The organism is Methylobacterium tarhaniae, assembly GCF_001043955.1.
Taxonomy (GTDB): domain Bacteria; phylum Pseudomonadota; class Alphaproteobacteria; order Rhizobiales; family Beijerinckiaceae; genus Methylobacterium; species Methylobacterium tarhaniae.
On the sequence record NZ_LABZ01000038.1, the window covers coordinates 1 to 23,399 of the forward strand.

Consider the following 23,399-nt stretch of genomic DNA (forward strand, 5'->3'; position numbering starts at 1 on the left):
TCGCATCTAAATATAACATAGAATATGCATATTAGTTTTTTTTTTTTTTTTAAAAAAAAAAGAGGAAAAGCGAACTCTGGTCGGGTCTCGGGGGCGGGGAGAGGTATAAAAGAGACAGTCCCCCGCCCGCCCCCCGGGCGCCCGCCGCGCTCGAGCGAGGCACGGGCGCCCCACCCGCGAAAATTGACTTTCCGAACCGGATCACCGACACGGGCGCCCGCCGCGACCGGCGCCGGTCGGGTGGCCCGGCCGGCGCCGCGGGCGTCGGGAATCCCCGGTTCGGAGCAGTGCATTGACGAGCCTTGCCGCCGGGCGCCGCCCCGGCCGCGCCGCCTCCGTGGGCCTCCTCGCGGAGCGCCTCCTCGATCTCGGGGCGCGCAGCCACGGCGCGGCCTGCGCGCTGCTCGTCGCGCTGTCGCTGGCCTGCTTCCTGCCGGGCTTCGCCTCGCTCCAGCCGATGGACCGGGACGAGCCGCGCTTCGCCCAGGCCTCGAAGCAGATGCTGGAATCGGGCGACCTCGTCGACATCCGCTTCCAGGGCGAGGCCCGGCACAAGAAGCCGGTCGGCATCTACTGGGCCCAGAGCGCGGTCGTCGCCGCCGGCGAGGCGCTCGGCGTGCCGGGCGCCCGCACCGCCATCTGGCTCTACCGCATCCCCTCGCTCCTCGGCGCGCTCGGTACGGTGCTGCTCGGCTACTGGGCCGCGCTCGCCTTCCTGCCGCGGCGCCAGGCCTTCCTCGCCGCCGCCCTCGTCGGCGCCTCGGTCATGCTGTCGGCCGAGGCGCGGCTCGCCAAGACCGACGCGCTGCTGACCGCCTGCGCGGTCGCCGCCATGGGGGCTCTCGCCCGGGCCTGGCTCGGCCGCACCGCCGCGATGCGGCTGCCGGCCACCACGGTCCTGACCTTCTGGTTCGCGGTCGCCCTCGGCATCCTGGTCAAGGGGCCGATGGTGCCGCTCTTCGCCGGCCTCGCGGCCCTGTGCCTCTCGGTCTCCGCCCGCTCCGGCGCCTGGCTCAAGGCGCTCCGGCCGGGCCTCGGCCTCGTCCTGGTGCTGGCCCTGGTGGCGCCGTGGTTCGTCGCCATCACGGTCAAGAGCGGCGGCGCCTTCTACGGCGAGGCGGTGGGCCACGACATGCTGGGCAAGGTCGGCACCGCGCAGACCCAGCACTGGGCGCCGCCGGGCACCTATCTCCTCGTCATCTTCGCCACCTTCTGGCCCGCCGCCGCCTTCGCGGCGATGGCGGTCCCGTTCGCCTGGGCGCATCGCCGGGAGGACGGGGTCGCCTTCCTGGCCGCCTGGGTGCTGCCGTCCTGGCTGGTCTTCGAGGCGGTGCCGACCAAGCTGCCGCATTACGTGCTGCCGCTCTGCACCGCCCTCGCGATCCTCGCCGTCATGGCGGTCGCCCGCGGGGCGGTCCACCGCGACCGGCCGGGCGCGCGGTGGGTGGCGCTCCTGGTGCCGTTCATCCCCGCCGGCCTGACGATCGGCCTCGGCGTCGCCGCCTGGCGCCTCGACGGGGTGATCCCGTGGGCGGGGCTGCCGCTCCTTCTCGCCGCGAGCGCGGTGGCCTTCCTCGCCTGGCGCGCCTTCGTGGACGGCTTGCCCGAGCGGGCGCTGGCGATCGCGGTGCTCGCCGGGGCGCTGCTGGGGCCGGCGGTGTTCGGGCTCACCCAGCCGGCGCTGGCCGCCCTCAAGGTCTCGCCGCGGCTCGCCGCGCTGCGCGACGCGCTGCCCTGCCCGAGCCCGAAGGTCGGGACGCTGGGCTACCGCGAGCCGAGCCTGGTCTTCCTGATCGGCACCGACCTCGCGATGCTCGATTCCGCCGAGGAGGCCGCCGCCTTCCTGGCCCGGGGCGGCTGCCGCCTCGTCTATGTCGAGGACCGCTTCGCCACGGCCTTCGCGGCGAGCCAGGCCGGTCCTTCGCCCCGGCAGGTCGGCCGCGTGACGGGCTTCAACATCAACGGCGGCAAGCCGGTCGGCCTGTCGGCCTATGCGGTGACGCCGTGATCCAGCCCCTGCAAGAAAGCGCAAACGCCATGGCCGATCGGGAGGCGATCCGCCTCAGCGTCGTGGTGCCGGTGAAGAACGAGGCCGGCAACATCGCCCCCCTGGTCGCCGAGATCGCGGCGTCCTGCGCGGCGTTGAGCCCGTTCGAGATCATCTACGTCGACGACGGCTCGACCGACGCCACGCCGAAGGCCCTGGCGGACCTGCGGGCGCGCCATCCGGGCCTGCTGCGGGTGCTGCGCCACCGCGAGAGCTGCGGCCAGAGCGCGGCGGTGCGCACCGGGGTGCTGGCGGCGCGGGGCGAGCTGGTGGCGACCCTCGACGGCGACGGCCAGAACGATCCGGCCTTCATCCCGGCCCTGGCGGCGGCGCTCGCCGCGGCGGGGCCGCGTGCCGGGCTGGCCCAGGGCCAGCGGGTCGGCCGCAAGGACGGGCGGCTGAAGATGATCCAATCGCGCATCGCCAACGGGGTGCGCGGCCGCATCCTCAAGGACGCGACCCGGGATACCGGCTGCGGCCTGAAGGTCTTCCGCCGGGCGGTGTACCTGCGCCTGCCCTATTTCGATGCGCTCCACCGCTTCATGCCGGCCCTCGTCGCCCGCGAGGGGTTTGCGGTCGTCCACGCCGACGTGGTCGACCGGCCGCGCTTCACCGGCCGCTCGAATTACGGCCTGTTCGACCGGCTCTGGGTCGGCATCCTCGATCTCGCCGGGGTGTGGTGGCTGATCCGCCGCCGGCGCCGGGTGCCGGAGGTCGTGGCGGCAGAGACGGAGTAACCCGATGGTCGCCGACATCATGCACGGGCTCAGCGCCTATTTCTGGTCGCTGTTCACCGGCCCGGTCGATCTCGTGCTGCTGGTCGGCCTCGTGGGGCAGGGGCTGTTCACCGCCCGCTTCCTGGTCCAGTGGGTCGCCAGCGAGCGGGCCGGGCGCAGCGTGATCCCGCTCTCGTTCTGGTTCCTGTCCCTCGGCGGCTCGGCGGTGCTGCTCGGCTACGCGCTCTACCGGCGCGACCCGGTCTTCATCCTCGGCCAGAGCCTCGGCACGGTGATCTACCTGCGCAACCTCGCCCTGGTGTTCCGCGAGCGGCGGAACACCGGCGCTTGAAGGGGCGCCCCGGCGAGCCGGGGCGCATGACGGAGGCGGACCGGCCGTCAGCCCTTCTTCTTGTAGTCGAAGGCCGGGGCCTTGTTCAGCTCGTCCTTGGTGGCGTTCACGACCGCCTTCCAGCTGTCGCCGTCCCGGGTCAGCGTCACGCTGTCGGGGCCGACCGCGACGTAGCGCTCGCCGATGCCGAGGAAGCCGCCGACGCCGAGGATCACCGCCTGCACGGTCTTGCCGTCCACGATCACCAGGTCGGCGATGTCGCCGATGGACTCGTTCTGGGCGTTGGTGACCTTGGTGCCGAGGATGCGCGAGGTCACCGCGGCGGTGGGCTCGAGGGTGACGAACTGCACCGTGGCGGTCTTGACCTGCTGGGTCGTCATCGCGCCGGTCGCGTCCTGCTGCGTCGCGGTCTGGGCCAGGGCCGGCGCGCAGGCGAGGAGGAGGGCGGCCGTCGCGAGGGCGGTCTTCAGCGTCATGGGGTTCTCCGAGGAGGCGCGCGCCCTGGAGCGGCGCGGGCCTTGCGCAGAACGGGCGGGGGCCGGCCGGGTTCCGCATCGTCAGTTTTCCGGCGATCGATCGGCCACCGCATGGTGCAACGCGGCCACGCCGCCCCATCTATGCGGGTGCGGCGCAGCGGTTGCGGCCGGGTCACGGCCAAGAGCCACAGCCAAGTGCCACAGCCGAGTGCCACAGCCGAGAATCAGAGCCGAGGCTCACAGGGGAACAGCATGGACGGTCACGTGTACGGAGCGCTCGGACAGCCGGGCGTCGGGCTCCTGATGGCCATCGTCATCGGTGCGCTGGCGGGCTGGCTGGCGGAGCGCTTCATGAACTCCAACATGGGCCTGCTCGGCAACATCGTGCTCGGCATCATCGGCGGCGTGGTCGGCAACTTCCTGGCGGCCCAGCTCCACATCCCGATCTTCGGGTTCTGGCGCAACCTGATCTCCGCCACCATCGGGGCGGTCATCATCATCGCGGTGGTGCGGGCGGTCCGGGGCGAACGGCGCTACTGACCGTCGGGCCACGGCGGCAGGAACCGCCTCATCGTGCGGCGGCAAGCCCGGGCGGGCGCCGCCGCAGGACGGCGGGAGCACGGATCGACGGCGCGCCGCGCGGCGGCGCGTCACGCCCCATTTGCCCCGGCGGCCCGGACATCTTAAGTCAGAACCGCGCCGCGAGGGGTTCGCGGGCACTTCTTCGTCTCGAAACCCCTTGCCGACCCGGATCCCATGGCCGTCGTCCTCGATCTCCTGCGCAACGACCAGCGCCCGCGTCACCCGGAGAAGGCGCATCGGCCCGATCAGCCGATCCTGCGCAAGCCGGACTGGATCCGCGTCAAGGCGCCGGGCTCGCCGAAATGGGCCGAGACCCAGGCCATCGTGCGCGAGAACAAGCTCGTGACGGTGTGCGAGGAGGCGGGCTGCCCCAATATCGGCGAGTGCTGGGAGAAGAAGCACGCCACCTTCATGATCATGGGGGATACCTGCACCCGGGCCTGCGCGTTCTGCAACGTGCGCACCGGGATGCCGGACGCCCTCGACGCCGCCGAGCCCGAGCGGGTGGCGGAGGCTGTGGCCAAGCTCGGCCTGCACCACGTCGTCATCACCTCGGTCGACCGCGACGACCTCAAGGACGGGGGCGCGGCGCATTTCGCGGCCGTCATCGGCGCGATCCGGCGCCTGAGCCCCACCACCACGGTCGAGATCCTGACCCCCGACTTCCTGCGCAAGGACGGCGCCCTGGAGATCGTGGTGGCGGCCCGCCCCGACGTGTTCAACCACAACCTGGAGACCGTGCCGTCGAAGTACCTGACGGTGCGCCCGGGCGCCCGCTACTTCCACTCCATCCGCCTGCTTCAGCGGGTGAAGGAGCTCGACCCCACCATCTTCACCAAGTCGGGGATCATGGTGGGCCTCGGCGAGGAGCGCAACGAGGTGCTCCAGCTGATGGACGACCTGCGCTCGGCCGAGGTCGACTTCCTGACCATCGGGCAATATTTGCAGCCGACCAAGAAGCACCATCCGGTGCTCTCCTTCGTGACGCCGGACGCGTTCAAGGCCTACGAGACCACGGCCTACGCCAAGGGCTTCCTGCTCGTCTCGGCGACGCCGCTCACCCGCTCCTCCCACCATGCCGGCGAGGATTTCGCCCGGCTCAAGCAGGCCCGGCTCGACCGGCTGGGGACCGTCTGACCCGATGCCGAGCTTCCGCACCACCCGCACCGTCCGCCACAGCCCGACGGAGATGTTCGACCTCGTCGCCGACGTCGAGCGCTACCCCGAATTCCTGCCGCTCTGCGACTCCCTGCGGGTGCTGCGCCGGCAGGAGGGCGAGGACGGCACCGAGACCCTCGTGGCCGACATGGGCGTCGGCTACAAGGCGATCTCGGAGCACTTCACCACCCGGGTCCGCCTCGACCGGCCGAATCTGAAGATCCTGGCCGAGTACATCGACGGCCCGTTCCGCCACCTCGAGAACCGCTGGACGTTTCGCGAAGCGCCGAACGGCGGATGCACGGTCGAGTTCTTCATCACCTACGAGTTCAAGAGCCTGGCGCTCGGCCTGCTCATGGGCAAGATGTTCGACCGGGCGTTCCGCAAGTTCACCGACGCGTTCGAGAGCCGGGCGGACCGGTTGTACGCGCGGGCGTAACGTCACGTCGGGACGGGGCTCGCGCCAGGAAGTCCCGGGCGACCGGCCAGGCTTCGCCCGGGCCCTTAGGCCCAGGCGCTTCGGCCCAGGCACTTCGGCCGTCACCGGTCGAGCCGAGCCAGCCCCCGGCGAAGCCGGCCCGAGGGGAGAAGGCCGCGCGCCTGCCGACAGGCAGAGCAAGCCGCCGCGAGAATCATCCGTCCCTGCGCGCGGAATGTGCGCTGGAACACGCCGGGGGCGGCAGCCCGGGCCTAACCTCCGACTACCTCGCGAGGTCCCGATGCCGCCGCAAGATCGTTCGGCGATCGGCCGCGGCTCTTCGTCCTGCCGCGACCTTCCCCGATGACCCGGCCCCCTTGACCGTCCACGCGAGGCTCCGGAGTCCCACCCTGCCTGAAGGGGGTGCTCGATGACCCATCCGTGGCCCCACCACCACACCGACGGTTCGGTGCACTATACCCATTGCTGGCCCGAGGCCGTCGAGGCCCTGCCGGCCTCCGAGCCGGTGCGGCCCGATTGGCGCCGGCGCCTGCGTGGCGCCGCCGGCATGCTCGGTGCCTCCGGCCTCGCGGCCGGGGCGATCTGGTTCGCCATGCTCTGCGACCCGACCGTCTCCCGCGCCGCCCTGCCGCCCTCGGCGGATGTCTGCACCAATGCCGGCCACGCCGTGCGGGTCTGGTTCGACGCCGAGACCGCGCGGCGCGCCCGCGTCGCGATCGCGCCGCACCAGCACGCCTTCAACAGCATGCTGCTGTGGTACCGCTCGGCGGAAGGCAAATGCGCCGCCGGCCGCACCCAGGAGGCGGTCCGCAGCTTCCAGTCCCTGGAGCGGATGATCGCCGGGTTCGACGCGAACCGCCAGGACCGGGACGAGGCCGGGGAGTAAGCGCTCCCCTGCAGACAGCCCCTTGCGCGCCGCGTCCGATCGCGCTTGGCTCCCCCGGCGATGACGGGAGGGGCGGGATGCCGGATGGTCTGACCTTCGTGCTGGTGCACGGCGCCTGGCACGGCGGCTGGTGCTGGGCGCGCGTCGCCGCGCTCCTCCGGGCGCGAGGCCACCGGGTCTTCACGCCGACCTGCACCGGCCTCGGCGAGCGGGCCCATCTCCTCTCCCGGACCCTCACCCTCGACACCTTCGTGCGCGACGTCGCCGGGGTGATCGCGGCCGAGGAGCTGACGGAGGTCGTGCTGGTCGGCCATTCCTTCGGGGGCCTGGCGATCAGCGGCGTCGCCGAAGCGATGCCGGAGCGGCTGCGCCACCTCGTCTATCTCGATGCGCTGATCGCGGAGCCGGGCCGGGCGCCCTTCGACGGGCTGCCGCCCGAGGTCGTGGCGGCCCGCCGCCGCGCCGCCGCGGAATCGAGCGGAGGCCTGAGCCTGCCGCCGCCTCCCGCGGAGGCCTTCGGGGTGCTCGACCCGGCGGATGCGGCCTGGGTCGAGCGGCGCCTGACGCCGCATCCCCTGAGCACCTACGAGAGCCCGTTGCCGATCCGCGGCCCGGTCGGCAACGGCCTGCCGCGGACTTACGTCGATTGCACCGCGCCGTCCTACGCCACCCTCGACGGCGTCAAGGATCGGGTGCGGCGCCAGCCCGGCTGGGGCTGGCGCGACCTCGCCACCGGACACGACGCCATGGTGAGCGCGCCCGGCCCGCTCGCCGACCTGCTGGTCGAACTCGGCCAAGGCCGAGCCTCGCCCCCCTGAGCCTCGCCCTCTCTCGGCGATGGCCGTCAGCCCATCGTCACCACGGTGCGGCCCGGATCGATCTCGATCAGCCGCAGGCCGAAGCTGCGCCCCTCCTGCGCCTCCCAGTCGGCGAGCACGGCGTTGACCCGCTCGGGGCCCTCCTCGGCCAGGGTGCGGGTGCCCACCGGCTCCTCGATGGCGTGCATGATCTCGCCCATCAACCGGGCGCGGGCCGGCTCCTCGGCGGGCCCGGCGGCGGCGCAATAGGCGGCGACGATCTGCTCCGACAGGGCCTCGATCACGGCCTGGTTCACGGAGGTCATGCCCATGCTGCGCTCTCCCCTTCGACAGGGCGGTGCCCTGCCCCCTGAACCGGGACAACGCGGAGGGGACGGAGCGGTGCCGCCCGCCTCCGGGTCACCCCGCCTGCTGCTGGCCCGCGGCGCGGTGGGCGGCGAGCGTCACGACCTCGGCGGAGGGGGCCTCCTTCTGGCCCTGGCCCATCATGAAGATCACCGGGCTGCGCGGCATGTAGCCGGGGTTGCGGCGAAGGTTCAGCAGTTGCTGCAGCTCCACCGCGGTCAGGTCCTTCGGCGTGGCGTCGCGCCAGACATGGCCGGGCGAGGCGGTGCGGGCGAAGGGCCACCAGGAGCGGCGCTCGGTCTCGACCTGCAGGACGAGCTTGCCGGTGAAGGTCTTGCGGAAATTGAAGCGACCCGTGATGGCCATGACGCGTCCTCCATTCCCGGACAACCTGGACCTGTGCGACTTAGCACAGCACTAACATGGGGCGGCCACGCTTGGCAGGAAACCCGCGAGGGACATTGCCGCGCTGCCGCACCCCCTCACTAACGGTTGCGATGCCCAAACGCTCCCTCACGCTTAACGCCGCGCTGATCGCCCGGGCCCATCCGCACCCCGTGACCCATGACGGACGCGGCCCGGGCTACGACATGGCGCTGATGGGCGAGGCGGAGGCCGATGCGCGCCTCGATGCGGCCCTGGCCGAGAAGCCGGGCGACGCGAGCATCCTGTGGCTGTTCGCCTACGGCGCCCTGATGTGGCGGCCGGAATTCCGGTTCTCGGAGCGGCGCGAGGCCAGGGTGCGGGGCTGGCACCGCCGGTTCTGCCTGTGGCAGCGGGGCTTTCGCGGCACGCCGGACTGCCCGGGGGTGATGCTGGCCCTCGACCGGGGAGGCCAGTGCCGGGGCTTCGCCTACCGGCTCGCCGGCGACGACCTGCGGGCCGAGGTCCGGCCGGTCTGGCGGCGGGAGATGCGCGGGCGCGGCTACCAGGCCCGCTGGCTCACGGCCGAGACCGCGGAGGGCCCGGTCCCGGCCCTCGCCTTCGTGGCCGACCGGACGGGCGAGCGCTATGCCGGCCGGCTCACCGATGCGGCGATCGCCGATCGCATCGCCGCCGCCTGCGGCCCCACCGGCCCGAGCGCCGAGTACCTGCTCAACACGGTGGCGGCCTGCGAGGCGACGGGCATCCACGACCGGCACCTCTGGGCGATGCAGGCCCTGGTCGCGGACCGGATCGCCGATCGGCTCGCCGCCTGCGACGGCCCCACGGTTCAGAACAGCCCGACGCCGATGCCGGGCTCGCGCCGCGGCGGATAGCCGTAGGGCCCTGTCGAGACGCCGTAATAGGGCAGGACCGGCGCGTAGCCGAAGCCGAGGAGCGGGCGCGGCGGCGGCTCGGCCACGATGACCTCGGCCTCCAGGGCGATGGCGGGAGGCGGGGGCAGCGGCGGGGGCGGTGCCTGCCAGCCGGCGGAGAACTCCGCCCCGCCGCGCGCCGCATACCCGGCGGGCATGTCGGCGGCCATCGCCGGCGATGCGGCGAGGGCGGCCGCCAGGGGCAGCCAGGCCAGCGTCGTGCGGAGCGTCATGGTGAAGACCCTCTGGGGAACCGTGTTACGGACAAGCTTCACCGGGGCATCCCGGTTCCCCGGATCGTGCCCTAGATTGGTGAACGAACCGGAGCCGATGCCGCGGATGACCGAGCTGCCTGCGTTCTACGACGACCTCGCGGGCTGCCTCGCCGAGGCTTGGCGCCGGCTGGAGGAGGGGGCGGCGCATCAGAGCGGCTTCCACGCGCCCGCGCTGGCCACGATCGGCCGCGACGGCGCCCCGCGCCTGCGCACGGTGGTTTTGCGCGGGGTCGACCGGGCGGCCCGCACCTTGCGCATCCATTGCGACGCCCGCTCCGACAAGGCCGCCGAGATCGCCGCCGATCCCCGGGTGTCGCTCCACGCCTACGACGCCGCGGCCAAGCTCCAGGTCCGGATCGAGGGCCGGGCCCGCCTGCACGGGATGGACGCGGCCGCCCGCGCCGCCTGGGGCGCGTCGCGGCCGATGAGCCGGGTCTGCTACGGCACGATTCCGGGCCCCGGCACGCCCTTGGCCGAGGGCGGCGCCTATGCGCTGCCGGAGGACGAGGCGGCGGTGGAGGCGGGTTTTCCGGAATTCCGCGTCGTCGTCCTCACGGCGGCCCGGCTGGACTTCCTGTACCTCGCCCGCCAGGGCCACCGGCGGGCCCTGTTCACCTGGGACGGGGAGGCCGAGACGGCGACGTGGCTGGCGCCGTAGAGGGACGCCGAGGTTCCGTCTGACTTGTTGAACAGGATCGACACCAACGGCCTAAGATGCTGACACATCTCGAATTTTCGACGCCAAGCCCAGAGGTCCGGGACCTCGGGCCTGGCGAAGACTCGAGAACGGAACCAAAGGTCGTTTTCTTTCGACCGTTGGCATGACACCCTCCTCGTCGTCCCGGTGCCGCGAGGCGGAGCCGGGATGACACGGTGGATGTGAGATCTGTCGAGATCAATCAAACAGGCTCCGAGTCGCGGCTCTCGACCGATCCCTCACGCCGCCGCCCGCAGCCGCGCGAATCCCGCCTCCAAGTCACGCGTCAGATCCTCCAGGTCCTCCAGCCCGACCTGGAACCGCAGGCCCGGCCCACCCGGCGCCCAGGGATTGGCGGTGCGGTAGGGCGCGCAGTCGAACGGGATCACCAGGCTCTCGAAGCCGCCCCAGGAGAAGCCCATCCCGAACAGCTCCAGCCCGTCGAGCATCGCCGCCACCGCCGCCTCGGGGCAGGGCTTGAGGATGATCGAGAACAGGCCCGAGGCGCCCAGGAAGTCGCGGGACCAGATCGCGTGGCCGGGATCCTCCGGCAGGGCCGGATGCAGCACCCGGGCGACCTCCGGCCGGCCCTGGAACCAGCGGGCGAGCTTGAGCGCCTGCTCGCCGTGCTCGCGCAGGCGCAGGGGCAGGGTGCGCAACCCGCGCAAAGCCAGGAACACGTCCTCGGCGCCGGCACACATCGCGAATTGGTCGAAGGTCCGCCGCAGGGCCGGCCAGTATTTCGCGTTGGCCGAGGTGAGGCCGAGCAGCAGGTCCGAGCCGCCCGACAGGTACTTGGTGCCGGCCTCGATGGCGATGTCGACCCCGCGCTCGTGCGGCGGGAAGAGCAGGGGCGTCGCCCAGGTATTGTCCATCAGCACGCAGGCGCCCCTCGCATGGGCGACCTCGGCGATGGCCGGGATGTCCTGCATCTCGAAGCTCTGCGAGCCCGGCGCCTCGGTGAGCACCGCAGCGGTGTTGTCGCGCATGAGGTCCGCGATGCCGGCCCCGATGGTCGGATCGTAATAGGTGGTCTCGACCCCGAAGCGCGTCAGGAAGCCGTCGCAGAAGACCCGGGTCGGCCGGTAGGCGGAATCGGTCACCAGCAGGTGGTCGCCGGCCTTGAGGCAGGACAAGAGCCCGACCGTGACGGCGGCGAGGCCCGAGGGCGTCAGCACCGTGCCGGCCGCCCCCGCGAGTTCGGTCCAGGCGGATTCGAGGGCGCGGACCGTCGGCGTGCCGGTGGTGCCGTAGGTGTATTCCGCCCGCCGGTTCTTGAGCGCGTCGTAGCTCTCGTAGAGCACCGTCGAGCCGCGATAGATCGGGGTGTTGACGAAGCCGTGCTGCTGCGACGGGTCGCGGCCGGCATGGACGAGGCGGGTGCGGGTGCCGAGGCGGCTCTTGTCGCGGGGCGGGGTGATGCTCATCGGGCCTCTGGCGTGGCGACATCGGGCGTGGAAACCGAGCTTGAGCACATCCCGGGCCGCCCGTCGCCGTCAACCCTGGGAGTCGGGTGCCTCGCACGAGAGACTTGCGCGCACAGCAACCCGGAGACAGGGCCGCCTAGGCTGTTCGTCGCACGAGCCAACCCCTTGACCGGGCAGCCCGCTTCGCCTGGAATGCCTCTTGCTTAGGCAGTGTCCGTGCTTGAGCAGACGGGCGGCGGCCGACGGGCGCCGCAACCGGAACGGGAGACGCAAGACCCCATGAAGAGAATCGTCGCCGCCCTGGCCTTCGGGCTCGGCGCCACCCTGCTGGCGGGCGCCGCCCAGGCGCAAGGGACGCTGAACAGCATCAAGCAGAAGGGCTACATCTCCTGCGGCTCCAACCCGGGGCTGGCCGGCTTCGGCGTGCCGGACGCGCAGGGACGCTGGACCGGGCTCGACGTCGATTTCTGCCGGGCCCTGTCCGCGGCGATCTTCAACGACGTCACGAAGGTCCGCTTCATCCCGCTCTCGGCCAAGGACCGCTTCACGGCGCTCCAGTCGGGCGAGGTCGACCTCCTGTCGCGCAACACCACCTGGTCGATGTCGCGCGACACGACGCTCGGCCTCGATTTCCCGGCCGTCAACTTCTACGACGGCCAGGGCTTCATGGTGAAAAAGAAGCTCGGCGTCACCTCGGCCAAGCAGCTCGACGGGGCGTCGGTCTGCACCCAGCAGGGCACCACCACCGAGCTGAACCTGGCCGACTACTTCCGCGCCAACAAGATGAAGTACGAAGTGGTGGCCTTCGCCAGCGCCGACGAGACCTTCAAGGCCTACGATTCGGGCCGCTGCGACGCCTTCACCACCGACGCCTCGGGCCTCTACGCCGAGCGCCTGCGCGCCTCGGCCCCCGACGACAACATCGTCCTGCCGGAGATCATCTCGAAGGAACCCCTCGCGCCGGCGGTGCGCCAGGGCGACGCCCAATGGGCCGACATCGTCCGCTGGACCCATTACGCGATGCTGAACGCCGAGGAGGCGGGCATCACGCAGGCCAACGTCGACCAGATGGCGAAGTCCACCGACAACCCGGACATCAAGCGCATCCTCGGCACCGAGGGCAAGTACGGCGCCGATCTCGGGCTCACCAGCGACTGGGCCTACCGGATCATCAAGCTCGTCGGCAATTACGGCGAGGTGTTCGAGCGCAATGTCGGCCAGGGTTCGCCGCTGAAGATCCAGCGCGGCCTCAACGCCCTGTGGTCGAAGGGCGGCCTGCAATACGGCCCGCCGATCCGCTGAGATCGTGAGATGCGGCGCCCGGGCTCCCGGGCGCCGTCCCCCAATCATAAGAAGCGAGCACACCACTTGCCGACGCAGCTTCCGTCCGGTCCGCCGTCCGGTCCACCCCGGGTCTCGCCCCTCTACGATCCCCGCATCCGCGCGGCGGCCTACCAGATCCTGCTGCTCGTCGCGGTCGGCGTGGTGGCCTGGATCGCGATCGGCAACGCCGCCGAGAACCTGCGCAACGCCCGCGTCGCCTCCGGCTTCGGCTTTCTCGGCAGCACCGCGGGTTTCGACGTCAACCAGACGGTGATCCCCTTCGCCGCCGCGACCTCGACCTACGGCACCGCCTTCCTGGTCGGGCTCACCAACACCCTGATGGTCGCGGTGATCGGCATCGTCCTGGCGACGATCCTCGGCTTCGCGGTCGGCGTGGCGCGGCTGTCGCCCAACTGGATCGTGCGGACGCTGGCCACGGTCTATGTCGAGGTCCTGCGCAACATCCCGCTGCTGCTGCAATTGCTGTTCTGGTACGTCGCGGTGCTGGCGAGCCTGCCGGCCGCGCGCGATTCCTACGCGCTCGGGTCTTCCGTCTTCCTCAACCAGCGCGGCCTCTACCTGCCCAAGCCCCTGCTGGCGGCGGATGCCTGGGCGCTGCCGATCGCCCTCGTCGCCGGCATCGTCGGCACCCTGGTGTTCCGCGCCCGCGCGAAGCGCGAGCAGGCCCGCACCGGCCGGCGCCTGCCGGTGCCGGCGGTGGGGCTGGCGCTGATCCTCGGCCTGCCGCTCCTGACCTACGGGGTGCTGGCGCTCCTCGGCGTCGCGCCGGTGGCGCTCGATTTTCCCGTGAAGGGCACCTTCAACCTGCGCGGCGGGATGCAGCTCTATCCGGAATTCGTCGCCCTGGTGGTCGGGCTCACGGTCTACACCGCCGCCTTCATCGCCGAGGTGGTGCGGGCCGGCATCCAGGCGGTCAACAAGGGCCAGACCGAGGCCGCCCGGGCTCTCGGCCTGCAGCCCGGCCCGACCATGCGGCTGGTGGTGATCCCGCAGGCGATGCGGGTGATCGTGCCGCCGCTGACCAGCCAGTACCTCAACCTCACCAAGAACTCGTCGCTCGCGGTCGCCATCGGCTACCCGGACCTCGTCCAGGTCTTCATGGGCACGGTGCTGAACCAGACCGGACAGGCGGTCGAGGTGGTGGCGATCACCATGGCGGTCTACCTGACGATCAGCCTCGTCACGGCCTTCGTGATGAACCTCTACAACCGGCGCGTCGCGCTGATCGAGCGGTGAGGCATCGATGACCGCCGGCTCCCAGCCCCTGCCGCTCGCCTTCGTCCGCCGCGAGGCGGTGCCCGCCTCGCCCCCGCCCAGCCTGGTGAGCGGGCCGCTCGCCTGGCTGCGCCAGAACCTGTTCTCCAGCCCGGCCAACGCCGTGATGACGCTGGCGGCGCTCGCCGTCATCGCCCTGGTGGTGCCGCCGCTCCTGCGCTTCCTGGTGCTCGACGCGGTCTGGACCGGCCAGAACCGCGACGCCTGCCGGCCCGAGGTGGTGGGCCGCCCGGTCGGCGCCTGCTGGGCCTTCGTGGCCAACAAGATCAACTACTTCATCTACGGCTCGTACCCGATCGAGGAGCGCTGGCGGCCGAACGTCTTCTTCGCCCTGATGGCGTTCGGGGTCGGGTGGCTGCTGTGGCTCGATGCGCCCAGGCGCGCATGGGGGGCGCTCTACTTCTTCGTCGTCTTCCCGCTCGTCTCCTACGGGCTGCTCGCCGGGGTGCCGGCCCTCGGGCTTCCGTCCGTGCCGACCGCCCTGTGGGGCGGCATGCTGGTGACCTTGATCGTCTCCCTCGTCGGCATCGTCGCCTCGCTGCCGCTCGGCATCCTCCTGGCGCTCGGGCGGCGCTCGCGCCTGCCGATCGTGCGGCTGTTCTGCGTCATCTTCATCGAGTTCTGGCGCGGCGTGCCGCTGATCACGGTGCTGTTCATGGCCAACGTGATGCTGCCGCTGTTCCTGCCCGGCGACGTCACGGTCGACCGGCTGGCGCGGCCGTTGGTGGGCATCGCGCTGTTCTCCGCCGCCTACATGGCCGAGGTGGTGCGCGGCGGCCTGCAGGCGATTCCCCGCGGCCAGACCGAGGGGGCGATGTCGCTGGGCCTGAGCCCCTGGCACCGGATGCGCCTGATCATCCTGCCCCAGGCCCTGCGCATCGTGATCCCGGGCATCGTCAACAGCTTCATCGCCCTGTTCAAGGATACCAGCCTCGTCTCGATCGTCGGCATATTCGACTTCATCCGCACGATCGAATCGGCCCGGGTCGATCCCGCCTGGGCGGCGCCGACGGTGGTGATGACCGGTTACGCCTTCGCGGCCCTGTTCTACTTCGTCTTCTGCTTCGGCATGTCGCGCTACGCCCGCTTCATGGAGCGGCGGCTCGCGGCCGGCCAGACACGGTGAGTTCCCCGATGGCTTCCTCCCCCGTCCCGACCCCGCCGACCCTGCCGGAGACCGATCCGGACCTGGCGCCCCGCAACACCTCGGCGGCCCGGCTCGCCAGCGCGCCCGTCGCGGTGTCGCTGGAGCGGGTCAACAAGTGGTACGGCGCCTTCCACGTCCTGCGCGACGTCGATCTCAGCGTGCGCAAGGGCGAGCGGATCGTGATCTGCGGCCCCTCGGGCTCCGGCAAGTCGACCCTGATCCGCTGCATCAACCGCCTGGAGGAGCATCAGGCCGGCCGCATCGTGGTCGACGGCATCGAGCTCACCAACGACCTCAAGCGGATCGACGAGATCCGCCGCGAGGTCGGCATGGTCTTCCAGCACTTCAACCTGTTCCCGCACCTGACCGTGCTCGAGAACTGCACGCTGGCGCCGATCTGGGTGAAGAAGATGCCGAAGGCCGAGGCCGAGGCGATCGCCATGCGATACCTGACCCGGGTGAAGATCCCGAACCAGGCGCACAAGTATCCGGGCCAGCTCTCGGGCGGCCAGCAGCAGCGCGTGGCGATTGCCCGCTCGCTGTGCATGGCGCCCAAGATCATGCTGTTCGACGAACCGACCTCGGCGCTGGATCCCGAGATGGTCAAGGAGGTGCTCGACACGATGGTGGGGCTGGCCGACGAGGGCATGACCATGCTGTGCGTCACCCACGAGATGGGCTTCGCCCGCCAGGTCGCCGACCGGGTGATCTTCATGGACGAAGGCCAGATCGTCGAATCGAACACCCCCGAGGCGTTCTTCCGCGCGCCGGAGCACGAGCGGACCCGGCTCTTCCTGAGCCAGATCCTGCATTGAGGGTGACGCCCGGCCGACAGGCCGGGCGAGGGCGCGCTACCGCCCGGTCGCGACCGGCAGGTCCTCCCGCGCACCCCATTCCGACCACGAGCCGTCGTAGAGCGACCGCGGCGGCCGGCCGAGGGTCTCGAGGGCGAGGCTGACGATCGCCGCGGTGACGCCGGAGCCGCAGGTGGTGACCACCGGCCGGTCGAGGTCGATGCCGGCCTTCGCCACCGCGGCACGCAAGGCGGCCTCGTCCTTGAGCCGGCCGTTCTCCTGCAGCGCGGCGTAATGCAGGTTCAGCGCGCCCGGCATGTGGCCGGGGCGCACGCCCGGGCGGGGCTCGGCCTCCTCGCCGGCGAAGCGGGCCGGCGAACGGGCATCGACCACCTGGGCCTGGCCGGCGAGCGCCCGCTGCACGTCGCCCACATGGGCGACCGCCGAATGGTCGAGGCGGGCGGTGAAGTGGCGCCGGTCGCGCGGGCGGGCCTCGCCCTCCTCGACCGGGTGGCCGCCCGCCACCCAGGCCGGGAAGCCGCCCTCGAGGAGCGTCACGTCCCGGGCGCCGAAGGCCTTCAGGGTCCAGCGCACCCGCGGGGCGGAGAAGAGGCCCATCCCGTCATAGACCACCACCGTCATGCCGTCGCCGATGCCCATCTGGCGCATCCGCGAGGCGAAGGCCTCCGGCGACGGCAGCATGTGGGGCAGGGTGCTTCCCTCGTCGCGCACCGCGTCGATGTCGAAGCGCAGCGCCCCCGGGATGTGGCCGGCGAGGAACTCCGCCGCGGCGTCCCGGCCCATCGCCGGCAGGTACCAGGAGCCGTCGACCACGACGATGTCGGGCGCCGCGAGCCGCTCTGCGAGCCAGTCCGCCGTCACGAAAGGGCCAGTCGACATGCCTGTCAATCTCCGAACAAGGGGGCCGTTTCGCCCGTCCGGAGCATTCTGCCCGAAATCCGGGCGCCACCGCCACCCGCCCGGGCGCGAAAGCGGCACCCCCGTGCCGCCGCAGGTTACCTGGGAGGGATATCCTAGCAAATGATAGCGAGACGGCGGCAAAGCCTGCCTAGAAAGGGCGCGCCTCACCCAGGAGATGCCGGAACCGATGCCCCACGCGCATCCCGCCCCCTGCGACGACGTCTTACCGCATCTGGCACGCGGCTTGCGAGAGGGTTTCCACTGCACCCGCCGTGTCCACTCTCCCTTGCACGGCCGGGCGTGGTCGACGGGCCAGGCGGTGATACTCCGAGGGCTGCCTGGCCCGCCCGCCCCGGGCAACGGACCGACGACCTCGGGCCGTCCGGACGGCGTCTGGCTCTTGCCTCGGCCTATCTGCATGCGTGACCGGGAGGATGCGATGAAGGCCACGGCCCGCTTCGAATGGCCGATCCGTCCCGACAGGATCGAGGTCTCGTCGCTCGGCTATCTCGCCGCAGCGATCCTCTGTTCCGACCTGCGCGCCGCCCGCGCCGCGGCGGCGCGCCCGCTGCCTTGCGCGACGGTGCATCGGCTGGTGCCGCGCCGGGCAAGGACGAGGCCGGGGCTGGCGCCGGCCGACGGGCTGCGGCGCGCGGCCGAGGGCTGAACGTCTCGCAAGCCCGGAACATCGGACGCAGGGCATCGGACGCAAGGCATCGGATGACGGCGATCGGCCAATAAAAAAGGCGGCCCCCACGGGGCCGCCCTGGTCCGGAGAGGCGGGCCCGCAGGGCCCGCCGGCCGGTTTACGTCAGATCCGGGGCGAGCGGCCGCGCATCAGGCCGAAGATGGCCGAGACGGCGAACAGCACGATCGCGACGAAGAACACGATCTTGGCCGCCTCCATGGCGGTGCCGGCGATGCCACCGAAGCCCAGCAGAGCCGCGACGAGGGCGACGACGAGGAAGGTGATAGCCCAGCCGATCATTGGAAACTCCCGTATCGAAGGCTGCTGGATTGCTTCGCGGCGCCGTGCAGAGAAGCGTTGCAGCAAGTTGAACGAGAAACCACCGGAGCGGGCGACAGGTTCCGTCGATTTTTTCGGATGAAAGCCGGCACTCGGGCGTGCGGCACGGCCTCACCGCGGCCCGGGGGCGGGGGGCCGTTCGCGTGCATCGCGATGTGGGAGAATGGCTCCCCGAGCAGGACTCGAACCTGCGACAAGGCGATTAACAGTCGCCTGCTCTACCAACTGAGCTATCGGGGATCGCGGCGGGACCTCTACCCAAGGCGGGCAGGGTGCGCAAGGGGATTCTCGGCGGATTCTCGGCGGATTCTCGGGCGCGGGGGGTTTTTTGCGAGCCGGCTCACTTCGCGGCCGTCCATCGCGGTTTTGCCGCCGGATCCCTGTTGCGGAGCCGGGGCGGGCTCTGCTAATGAGCCCTCGTCCCCGGGTCGTCCGCCCGATGCCGGGGAGACGGCGCGCCGGCCCTTCGAGCCCGGCCCGCACGATCGCCGGCTGTCAGGCCGGCCCGGATGGCCTCGTGGCGGAGTGGTTACGCAGAGGACTGCAAATCCTTGCACCCCGGTTCGATTCCGGGCGAGGCCTCCAATTTTCCTTCTAAGTTATTGATTTCATTGAAGAATTTGGGACGACTCCCAAACCTGGAACTCCAGGTTTGGGAGTTGCCGCGCGTAAGCAGCCCTAGCGCGCCGCAAGGGCATCTGGCTTTGGCGGGGCAACCGGCACTTCCCAGTCCTTCGCGTTGATGCCCCCACAAGGTTCCTTGCCACGTCGAACCTCTCGGCGTTCGGCGATTGGAGCGGTGCTGCGACTCCCTGTCCAATGCCCAATGCGGCAAGGCAGCGGTTTGCTTGACGCCTCGGTTCGGTGCACCTTGTCGCCGCGATGCCGCGAAACCGAGGCCAGAAGCTGTCCATGCCTACCTCCCAGCTCCCTAAGTTCGGGAAGCCGCCCGTCACGGAGGTGGTCTGCGGAATTTATTTCGAGAACCTCGATGCGCTCCAGGTTCCGCTGGTCGGAAGGCTCTGGGAGCGCCTGAAACATGACTTCCCAAGAGCTGAAACTAAACCAACGCTACCGCCGACTATATCCGCTTCCGGACCGTCGGACATGTTTATCCAATTGCAGTTTGGCGCCGCTGAGCCTAGTCCATTCCCACGGATTTGGTTTGTGAGCGAAGACGACAGTTCTCTTGTTCAGCTTCAGCGCGACAGGTTGATAATTAACTGGCGCAGGCGGGATGCAGACGCCAGATATCCAAGCTACGATATTATTTCTACAAAACTTCGAGAAGTGGTAGATATATTTTCCGATTTTACAAAAGAAGAGAATATTGGCACACTGATTACTATTGGACTTGAGATTGGCTACGTTAATACACTTCTGTACGGCCATGAACTCGCCGGGCCTGAAGATGTAGGAACCGTCATTCCGATGCTTGCGTGGCGACCAAAAGGTGAGGCGCCTCGCTTCCCTGTCACCGGGCTGGGATGGAACGCCGACCTCGGCCTGCCGGGTGGAGGCAGCCTGTCTGTGACCCTTAATACGACGCATAGGCCGAGTGACGGCCGCGGCGTGGCTCGTTTGGACCTCCTTGCCAGAAAATTTTCGCCGAACCTCGCAACCAGTGCTATATGGGAGTGGTTCGACCTTGCGCACGAGGCGATCGTGACGACCTTCGCGGACATCACGGACGCCGGCGTCCAGCACGAGGTGTGGGGAAGGGAAAAATGATTTACGACCTCGCTAATTACACCGAGGCCATGCCGGCCACGGCATCGCGGGGCACACCGTTCGCCCTCTACTCTGACCTCGATCCAACGCGTGAGTCGTCGATTCACAATAGCAGGCTTGCCCATCTCGTTGATGCCATTCGTCAACTGCCTGCGCATGCCAAGGACATGGACTATGCCGACGTGTCCCCGGTTACCATGCAGATCGCTATCGACTTTGTGCGGAGGCTGCCGCTCAATCGCGCACTGCCGAAGGTAGCGGTCGACGATGAGGGTGACATTCTTATGCGTTGGGCGGAACCGACCGGGCGTTGCGCCTTGACCGTTGCCCACCAGGTCCTTCACATGACCGCCAACCCTGGCTCCAACTCCACGCACGTCGAGCCCCTCGTTTACAATGGCGGACACATCCCTCCCGCTCTCCTCCAGCACATTCCCATCCGAGCCTGACGACGCCACGACTGCCACGCCGGCGGTCCGGGACATCTCCGACGACGACGTAGTCTCTAGGCACATCTTCGCTCCACGAATGGTCGGCCCTGCCGCTGACTTCGTGTGGGAGGAGGTGTTTCAATTCTCGACCAGCCATGGGCTGGCTGAGTCGGTTGCGTTGCGCACGGTGGTCCCAACGGATGGCGAGGTACACGGACTTGGTTGTGACAAGCAGGCTCGCGACCGCGCGCGGGATGAGGCCAGAGGACGCGCCGGCCCAACCTACCGTGGCTGCATCGACGCGCTCGTACGCGCAATCCGCACACGACACACCACGAACAAGCACCGCTTCTCAGTTACTCATGCTCCGGAAGAGGGCGACTGGCACGCGCGCATCACGGTGATGCTAGCCGAAGGCACGGCCAAACTCAGCAAGCAGGACAAGCAGGACGTGCGCGAGATCATGGCACAGGTGTTTGATGGTGGCCTGAAGGGCCACACCTGCCCCTAACCATGGTCGGTACCCCACGATTTGTTCATTGCCACGCTGTAGGATACACCCCGAAGTGCCCGGGAATCACCTGGTCTCGTCACCCGCTCGGACGCAGCGAGTGCCATCATGAACAGACGCAATCTGCTCCTTGCAATCCTAGCGGCTGCCGACGGACAAACATACGAGCCCGTGCAGGTGCAGAAAGCAACCTTTCTGATAATTCGTAATATACCTGCGCTCGTTGATGAGGGCGAATCTTACTCCTTCAGACCATATGACTACGGCCCATTCGACAGCGCTGTTTATGAAGAGGCTGAGGGACTTGAGCGTGAGGGTCTCGCCCTAATCCGCCCCTCCATGATCGGCCGCTGGAAGACATACGCTGCAAGCCAGCAGGGCATCGCCGAGGGCGGGCGTATCCTTAATGGACTTGCGCCCGAGATCCGCCGATATCTTGTCGAGGTAGCCGGCTGGGTTCGATCTCAGAGCTTTAGCGGACTCGTCACTGCCATATATCAAGCATACCCGGAGATGAGAGCCAACAGCGTCTTTCAAGGAAGTCGCACGTGACGGTTGTCGTTGGCGCACGTTGCTCCGACGGAATCGTCGTTGGGGCCGATAGTATCTCAACATCTGCTAATGGGCGAAACCCGCTCATCCAGATCCGCTCCGACGACAAAATCCGCATTGTCCGAGATCAAGCCATAGTTGTTGGGAGTGGGAGCATTGGTCTCGCCCAGCGCTTCGAGCACCTCGTTGGCCGCTCCATAGATGGCGGCGTTTTCAACCGCTGCTGTCACGATTGTCTTTTTACCGTCGCCAACGAGGTCCGCGAGGACTTCACCGGGAGCGGTGTCCACTTCGCCCCACAAGGCCATGGATACGGCTTCGGCGCCATGGTTGCCGCCCCTATCGACGGCCAAGCTGAACTCATTGAGTTCAACACTTTCGACATGCAGCCAGAGCGAAAAACCTCCCTTCGGCACTGGGTTTCCATGGGGTCTGGACAAGCGCTCGCCGACCCTTTCCTCGCCTTTATCAGCCGTGTTTTCTGGGGTGAGCGCGAACCAACCGTAGCCGCTGCGACAGTTGGCCTATGTTGGGCTTTGGAGCACGCTATCCAACATGCACCAGGTGGCGTAGGTCTTCCGTTACGCATTGCTGTTCTGCGCCGCGAAGAGGGTGTGTGGCGCGCAAGGCTCCTGAGTGAAAACGAATTGCAGGAACCGCGTCAGCACATCGCAGAGATTGAAGCTCGCATCTCACGCTACGCACAGGAAGGAATTGCTGCCGGCGCGGTCCAGGTGTCCGCACCTCCAACACCGCCGGACGTGGCAGTGGCACAATTCAGCCAAGTGCCATAGAGCCGAACTACGATCTTATCGTCCCTTGCCAAGAGGGCTCGAACTCGTCCATTGTCGGCCTCCAAAGTTTGGGGAACCGGTTGGGAACAGGCCTGAAAAGCCTTGAATTTCAACGAAGCGGAAAGTCCCAAACTCTTGAGCTAACCCCTTGAATTTTTAAGGGGAATGGAAGGCCGGGCGAGGCCTCCACCCTTCATCTCCCGATTTCGATGCAGATCAGCCCGGCGCTCGCATGCGAGACCGGGCTTTCCCGGATCCTTGCCTTTTGGCCGGCGATCCACCACAACCGCGTCGCCCGACGGCTTGACCGTCGCTCAAGCTCTCCAGAGACGTTCATGCTCGACTACGCGCAAGCGCGCCGCCTCATGGTCGATTGCCAGCTCCGGACGTTCGACGTGACCGACATCGCGCTCCTCGACGCGTTCGACGCCGTCCCCCGCGAGCGGTTCATGCCGGCGGACCGGGAGGCCTTCGCCTATATCGACCAGCCGCAGGCGGTCGGGACCGAGAACGGCGAGACCCGCTTCATGCCGGCCCCGATGGTCCTCGCCCGCCTGATCCAGGCGCTGGCCCTCAAGCCCGGCCACCGCGTCCTCGAGGTCGGAACCGGCCTCGGCTACGGCGCCGCGCTCCTGCGCCGCCTCGGCGTCGAGGTGGTCGCCCTCGAATCGCTCCCCGGCCTCGCGGCGGCCGCGCAGGAGCGCCTGGCCCAGGCAGGAGCGGGCGACGGCGTGACCGTCGAGGTCGGCCCGCTCGAGAAGGGCGCCGCCAGCCACGCTCCCTACGACGCGATCCTGGTCAACGGCCAGGTCGAGCAGCGCCCGCAGGGCCTGCTGGACCAGCTCGCCGATGGCGGCCGCCTCGCCTGCGTCCAGGGGCAGGGCCGCCCGGCCAAGGCGACCCTGTGGGTGCGCTCCGGCGACGCCTTCGGCTCGCGCCCGCTCTTTGACGCGACCCTGCCGGCCTTGCGCGCCTTCGCGGTCGAGACCGGCTTCGCGTTCTGAGCACCGGCACGCGGGACGGCCGGGCCGGTCCCGCGGCCGCATCGACCACCTCCGGAAGAGGGTGGTCCTCCGCCGATCTGACAGGCGGACCGGCGGCCCGGTCCGGGGCCGTCCCTGGCGATTTTTCTTGAGCGGCCCGGATGGATCGGGCCGGGGCTGCGGCCCCGAGCCCTCCGGCCTGGGCCTGCCGGCCCGGGCACCCGCCCGGTACGCGCGGCGACCGCGCGCGGAAGCACTTCATTCACCAATGACTTGCAGGTTGCGCCCCCCGGCCTTGGCCCGGACTGGGATGCGACGCGAATCGCCGTTGCGCGCCGGACGACATCCACGGCTGACCTGAAGACACCTGTCG

The 23,399-nt window shown here is 69.4% G+C and carries 28 protein-coding genes and 2 tRNA genes; 21 read left to right on the forward strand and 9 right to left on the reverse strand.

Annotation, left to right across the window (positions count from 1 at the left end; translation table 11 throughout):
- Positions 1-292: 292 nt before the first annotated feature.
- The 3 genes from VQ03_RS06975 to VQ03_RS06985 are packed head-to-tail and all read left to right on the forward strand — an operon-like array spanning position 293 to position 3,115.
- Positions 293-2,008, forward strand: coding sequence for an ArnT family glycosyltransferase (locus tag VQ03_RS06975; protein WP_048450157.1), 1,716 nt, complete (start codon positions 293-295; stop codon positions 2,006-2,008).
- Between the two features lie 29 nt (positions 2,009-2,037).
- Positions 2,038-2,784, forward strand: coding sequence for a glycosyltransferase family 2 protein (locus tag VQ03_RS06980; protein ID WP_048450158.1), 747 nt, complete (start codon positions 2,038-2,040; stop codon positions 2,782-2,784).
- 4 nt (positions 2,785-2,788) lie between these two features.
- Positions 2,789-3,115: a lipid-A-disaccharide synthase N-terminal domain-containing protein gene (locus tag VQ03_RS06985; protein WP_048450159.1), complete on the forward strand. Its 327-nt coding sequence runs from the start codon at positions 2,789-2,791 to the stop codon at positions 3,113-3,115.
- Positions 3,116-3,162: 47 nt separating this feature from the next.
- Here VQ03_RS06985 and VQ03_RS06990 read toward each other — a convergent pair whose 3' ends face one another.
- The gene (locus tag VQ03_RS06990) at positions 3,163-3,591 is read right to left on the reverse strand and encodes a PRC-barrel domain-containing protein (protein WP_048450160.1); all 429 of its coding nucleotides are present in this window, start codon (positions 3,589-3,591) and stop codon (positions 3,163-3,165) included.
- Between the two features lie 252 nt (positions 3,592-3,843).
- Here VQ03_RS06990 and VQ03_RS06995 point away from each other — a divergent pair, with 252 nt between their 5' ends.
- From VQ03_RS06995 to VQ03_RS07015, 5 genes are all read left to right on the forward strand, one after another.
- Positions 3,844-4,131: a GlsB/YeaQ/YmgE family stress response membrane protein gene (locus tag VQ03_RS06995; protein ID WP_048450161.1), complete on the forward strand. Its 288-nt coding sequence runs from the start codon at positions 3,844-3,846 to the stop codon at positions 4,129-4,131.
- A 216-nt stretch (positions 4,132-4,347) separates the two neighbouring features.
- A complete protein-coding gene (gene lipA, locus VQ03_RS07000) occupies positions 4,348-5,310 on the forward strand; it encodes a lipoyl synthase (RefSeq protein ID WP_048450162.1) in 963 nt (320 codons plus the stop codon).
- Between the two features lie 4 nt (positions 5,311-5,314).
- Positions 5,315-5,770 (forward strand): type II toxin-antitoxin system RatA family toxin, encoded by a 456-nt coding sequence (locus VQ03_RS07005; protein ID WP_048450163.1) that lies wholly within the window; start codon positions 5,315-5,317, stop codon positions 5,768-5,770.
- Positions 5,771-6,179: 409 nt separating this feature from the next.
- Complete coding sequence (locus VQ03_RS07010) at positions 6,180-6,656, forward strand: hypothetical protein (RefSeq protein ID WP_208605483.1); 477 nt, start codon at positions 6,180-6,182, stop codon at positions 6,654-6,656.
- Positions 6,657-6,733: 77 nt separating this feature from the next.
- Positions 6,734-7,474, forward strand: a complete 741-nt coding sequence (locus VQ03_RS07015; protein WP_048450164.1) for an alpha/beta hydrolase — start codon at positions 6,734-6,736, stop codon at positions 7,472-7,474.
- A gap of 26 nt (positions 7,475-7,500) precedes the next feature.
- On the opposite strand, the gene VQ03_RS07020 is transcribed toward VQ03_RS07015, so the two are convergent.
- Complete coding sequence (locus VQ03_RS07020) at positions 7,501-7,785, reverse strand: hypothetical protein (RefSeq protein ID WP_048450165.1); 285 nt, start codon at positions 7,783-7,785, stop codon at positions 7,501-7,503.
- Between the two features lie 88 nt (positions 7,786-7,873).
- Positions 7,874-8,185, reverse strand: a complete 312-nt coding sequence (locus VQ03_RS07025; RefSeq protein WP_048450166.1) for a hypothetical protein — start codon at positions 8,183-8,185, stop codon at positions 7,874-7,876.
- 131 nt (positions 8,186-8,316) lie between these two features.
- Between VQ03_RS07025 and VQ03_RS07030 the strand changes: the two genes are divergently transcribed.
- On the forward strand, positions 8,317-9,078 hold the full coding sequence (locus VQ03_RS07030; protein ID WP_048450167.1) for a gamma-glutamylcyclotransferase: 762 nt from the start codon (positions 8,317-8,319) through the stop codon (positions 9,076-9,078).
- Here VQ03_RS07030 and VQ03_RS07035 read toward each other — a convergent pair.
- Positions 9,033-9,392 (reverse strand): hypothetical protein, encoded by a 360-nt coding sequence (locus VQ03_RS07035; protein WP_157063986.1) that lies wholly within the window; start codon positions 9,390-9,392, stop codon positions 9,033-9,035. The genes VQ03_RS07030 and VQ03_RS07035 overlap by 46 nt on opposite strands.
- 64 nt (positions 9,393-9,456) lie before the next feature.
- On the opposite strand from VQ03_RS07035, the gene VQ03_RS07040 reads away from it, so the two are divergent.
- Positions 9,457-10,050, forward strand: coding sequence for a pyridoxamine 5'-phosphate oxidase family protein (locus VQ03_RS07040; RefSeq protein ID WP_048450189.1), 594 nt, complete (start codon positions 9,457-9,459; stop codon positions 10,048-10,050).
- A gap of 278 nt (positions 10,051-10,328) precedes the next feature.
- Here VQ03_RS07040 and metC read toward each other — a convergent pair whose 3' ends face one another.
- Positions 10,329-11,516, reverse strand: coding sequence for a cystathionine beta-lyase (metC, locus tag VQ03_RS07045; RefSeq protein ID WP_048450169.1), 1,188 nt, complete (start codon positions 11,514-11,516; stop codon positions 10,329-10,331).
- A gap of 279 nt (positions 11,517-11,795) precedes the next feature.
- Between metC and VQ03_RS07050 the strand changes: the two genes are divergently transcribed.
- The 4 genes from VQ03_RS07050 to VQ03_RS07065 all read left to right on the forward strand — a co-directional run bounded on the left by VQ03_RS07050 (position 11,796) and on the right by VQ03_RS07065 (position 16,097).
- Entirely contained in the window at positions 11,796-12,818 is a 1,023-nt protein-coding gene (locus VQ03_RS07050; RefSeq protein WP_048450170.1) for an amino acid ABC transporter substrate-binding protein, read from the forward strand.
- A 66-nt stretch (positions 12,819-12,884) separates the two neighbouring features.
- Complete coding sequence (locus VQ03_RS07055; RefSeq protein ID WP_048450171.1) at positions 12,885-14,096, forward strand: amino acid ABC transporter permease; 1,212 nt, start codon at positions 12,885-12,887, stop codon at positions 14,094-14,096.
- A gap of 7 nt (positions 14,097-14,103) precedes the next feature.
- Positions 14,104-15,261 carry an amino acid ABC transporter permease gene (locus tag VQ03_RS07060; RefSeq protein ID WP_048450172.1) on the forward strand — a complete coding sequence of 386 codons (1,158 nt, stop codon included), beginning with the start codon at positions 14,104-14,106 and terminating at the stop codon, positions 15,259-15,261.
- Between the two features lie 8 nt (positions 15,262-15,269).
- The gene (locus VQ03_RS07065; RefSeq protein WP_083467821.1) at positions 15,270-16,097 is read left to right on the forward strand and encodes an amino acid ABC transporter ATP-binding protein; all 828 of its coding nucleotides are present in this window, start codon (positions 15,270-15,272) and stop codon (positions 16,095-16,097) included.
- 36 nt (positions 16,098-16,133) lie between these two features.
- On the opposite strand, the gene sseA is transcribed toward VQ03_RS07065, so the two are convergent.
- Positions 16,134-16,976, reverse strand: coding sequence for a 3-mercaptopyruvate sulfurtransferase (sseA, locus tag VQ03_RS07070; RefSeq protein ID WP_048450173.1), 843 nt, complete (start codon positions 16,974-16,976; stop codon positions 16,134-16,136).
- 460 nt (positions 16,977-17,436) lie between these two features.
- Here sseA and VQ03_RS07075 point away from each other — a divergent pair, with 460 nt between their 5' ends.
- Positions 17,437-17,664: a hypothetical protein gene (locus VQ03_RS07075; RefSeq protein WP_048450174.1), complete on the forward strand. Its 228-nt coding sequence runs from the start codon at positions 17,437-17,439 to the stop codon at positions 17,662-17,664.
- 144 nt (positions 17,665-17,808) lie between these two features.
- Here the strand turns inward: VQ03_RS07075 and VQ03_RS31620 are convergent, their stop codons facing one another.
- The gene (locus VQ03_RS31620; RefSeq protein ID WP_048431004.1) at positions 17,809-17,985 is read right to left on the reverse strand and encodes a DUF1328 domain-containing protein; all 177 of its coding nucleotides are present in this window, start codon (positions 17,983-17,985) and stop codon (positions 17,809-17,811) included.
- A gap of 203 nt (positions 17,986-18,188) precedes the next feature.
- Positions 18,189-18,264 (reverse strand) — tRNA-Asn (locus VQ03_RS07085).
- Positions 18,265-18,535: 271 nt separating this feature from the next.
- Between VQ03_RS07085 and VQ03_RS07090 the strand changes: the two genes are divergently transcribed.
- The 5 genes from VQ03_RS07090 (at position 18,536) to VQ03_RS32785 (ending at position 21,249) form a co-directional block, all read left to right on the forward strand.
- Positions 18,536-18,609 (forward strand) — tRNA-Cys (locus VQ03_RS07090).
- 327 nt (positions 18,610-18,936) lie between these two features.
- On the forward strand, positions 18,937-19,755 hold the full coding sequence (locus VQ03_RS31625; RefSeq protein WP_167376062.1) for a TIGR04255 family protein: 819 nt from the start codon (positions 18,937-18,939) through the stop codon (positions 19,753-19,755).
- Positions 19,752-20,204 (forward strand): hypothetical protein, encoded by a 453-nt coding sequence (locus VQ03_RS07095; RefSeq protein WP_048450175.1) that lies wholly within the window; start codon positions 19,752-19,754, stop codon positions 20,202-20,204. Before VQ03_RS31625 ends, VQ03_RS07095 begins: the two co-directional genes overlap by 4 nt.
- Positions 20,205-20,283: 79 nt before the next feature.
- Complete coding sequence (locus VQ03_RS07100) at positions 20,284-20,697, forward strand: hypothetical protein (protein WP_048450176.1); 414 nt, start codon at positions 20,284-20,286, stop codon at positions 20,695-20,697.
- Between the two features lie 108 nt (positions 20,698-20,805).
- Positions 20,806-21,249, forward strand: coding sequence for a hypothetical protein (locus VQ03_RS32785; protein WP_157063987.1), 444 nt, complete (start codon positions 20,806-20,808; stop codon positions 21,247-21,249).
- 56 nt (positions 21,250-21,305) lie between these two features.
- On the opposite strand, the gene VQ03_RS32790 is transcribed toward VQ03_RS32785, so the two are convergent.
- Positions 21,306-21,665 (reverse strand): hypothetical protein, encoded by a 360-nt coding sequence (locus VQ03_RS32790; protein WP_157063988.1) that lies wholly within the window; start codon positions 21,663-21,665, stop codon positions 21,306-21,308.
- 713 nt (positions 21,666-22,378) lie between these two features.
- On the opposite strand from VQ03_RS32790, the gene VQ03_RS07105 reads away from it, so the two are divergent.
- Positions 22,379-23,047 (forward strand): protein-L-isoaspartate O-methyltransferase family protein, encoded by a 669-nt coding sequence (locus VQ03_RS07105; protein ID WP_048450177.1) that lies wholly within the window; start codon positions 22,379-22,381, stop codon positions 23,045-23,047.
- The last annotated feature ends 352 nt before the right edge of the window (positions 23,048-23,399 follow it).

Coding starts and splice junctions, on each gene's coding strand:
- VQ03_RS06980 (WP_048450158.1), top strand. CDS start 2,038: ATGGCCGATCGGGAGGCGATCCGCCTCAGCGTCGTGGTGCCGGTGAAG.
- VQ03_RS06985 (WP_048450159.1), top strand. CDS start 2,789: ATGGTCGCCGACATCATGCACGGGCTCAGCGCCTATTTCTGGTCGCTG.
- VQ03_RS06990 (WP_048450160.1), bottom strand. CDS start 3,591: ATGACGCTGAAGACCGCCCTCGCGACGGCCGCCCTCCTCCTCGCCTGC.
- VQ03_RS06995 (WP_048450161.1), top strand. CDS start 3,844: ATGGACGGTCACGTGTACGGAGCGCTCGGACAGCCGGGCGTCGGGCTC.
- lipA (WP_048450162.1), top strand. CDS start 4,348: ATGGCCGTCGTCCTCGATCTCCTGCGCAACGACCAGCGCCCGCGTCAC.
- VQ03_RS07005 (WP_048450163.1), top strand. CDS start 5,315: ATGCCGAGCTTCCGCACCACCCGCACCGTCCGCCACAGCCCGACGGAG.
- VQ03_RS07010 (WP_208605483.1), top strand. CDS start 6,180: ATGACCCATCCGTGGCCCCACCACCACACCGACGGTTCGGTGCACTAT.
- VQ03_RS07015 (WP_048450164.1), top strand. CDS start 6,734: ATGCCGGATGGTCTGACCTTCGTGCTGGTGCACGGCGCCTGGCACGGC.
- VQ03_RS07020 (WP_048450165.1), bottom strand. CDS start 7,785: ATGGGCATGACCTCCGTGAACCAGGCCGTGATCGAGGCCCTGTCGGAG.
- VQ03_RS07025 (WP_048450166.1), bottom strand. CDS start 8,185: ATGGCCATCACGGGTCGCTTCAATTTCCGCAAGACCTTCACCGGCAAG.
- VQ03_RS07030 (WP_048450167.1), top strand. CDS start 8,317: ATGCCCAAACGCTCCCTCACGCTTAACGCCGCGCTGATCGCCCGGGCC.
- VQ03_RS07040 (WP_048450189.1), top strand. CDS start 9,457: ATGACCGAGCTGCCTGCGTTCTACGACGACCTCGCGGGCTGCCTCGCC.
- metC (WP_048450169.1), bottom strand. CDS start 11,516: ATGAGCATCACCCCGCCCCGCGACAAGAGCCGCCTCGGCACCCGCACC.
- VQ03_RS07050 (WP_048450170.1), top strand. CDS start 11,796: ATGAAGAGAATCGTCGCCGCCCTGGCCTTCGGGCTCGGCGCCACCCTG.
- VQ03_RS07060 (WP_048450172.1), top strand. CDS start 14,104: ATGACCGCCGGCTCCCAGCCCCTGCCGCTCGCCTTCGTCCGCCGCGAG.
- VQ03_RS07065 (WP_083467821.1), top strand. CDS start 15,270: ATGGCTTCCTCCCCCGTCCCGACCCCGCCGACCCTGCCGGAGACCGAT.
- sseA (WP_048450173.1), bottom strand. CDS start 16,976: ATGTCGACTGGCCCTTTCGTGACGGCGGACTGGCTCGCAGAGCGGCTC.
- VQ03_RS07075 (WP_048450174.1), top strand. CDS start 17,437: ATGAAGGCCACGGCCCGCTTCGAATGGCCGATCCGTCCCGACAGGATC.
- VQ03_RS31620 (WP_048431004.1), bottom strand. CDS start 17,985: ATGATCGGCTGGGCTATCACCTTCCTCGTCGTCGCCCTCGTCGCGGCT.
- VQ03_RS31625 (WP_167376062.1), top strand. CDS start 18,937: ATGCCTACCTCCCAGCTCCCTAAGTTCGGGAAGCCGCCCGTCACGGAG.
- VQ03_RS07095 (WP_048450175.1), top strand. CDS start 19,752: ATGATTTACGACCTCGCTAATTACACCGAGGCCATGCCGGCCACGGCA.
- VQ03_RS07100 (WP_048450176.1), top strand. CDS start 20,284: ATGGTCGGCCCTGCCGCTGACTTCGTGTGGGAGGAGGTGTTTCAATTC.
- VQ03_RS32785 (WP_157063987.1), top strand. CDS start 20,806: ATGAACAGACGCAATCTGCTCCTTGCAATCCTAGCGGCTGCCGACGGA.
- VQ03_RS07105 (WP_048450177.1), top strand. CDS start 22,379: ATGCTCGACTACGCGCAAGCGCGCCGCCTCATGGTCGATTGCCAGCTC.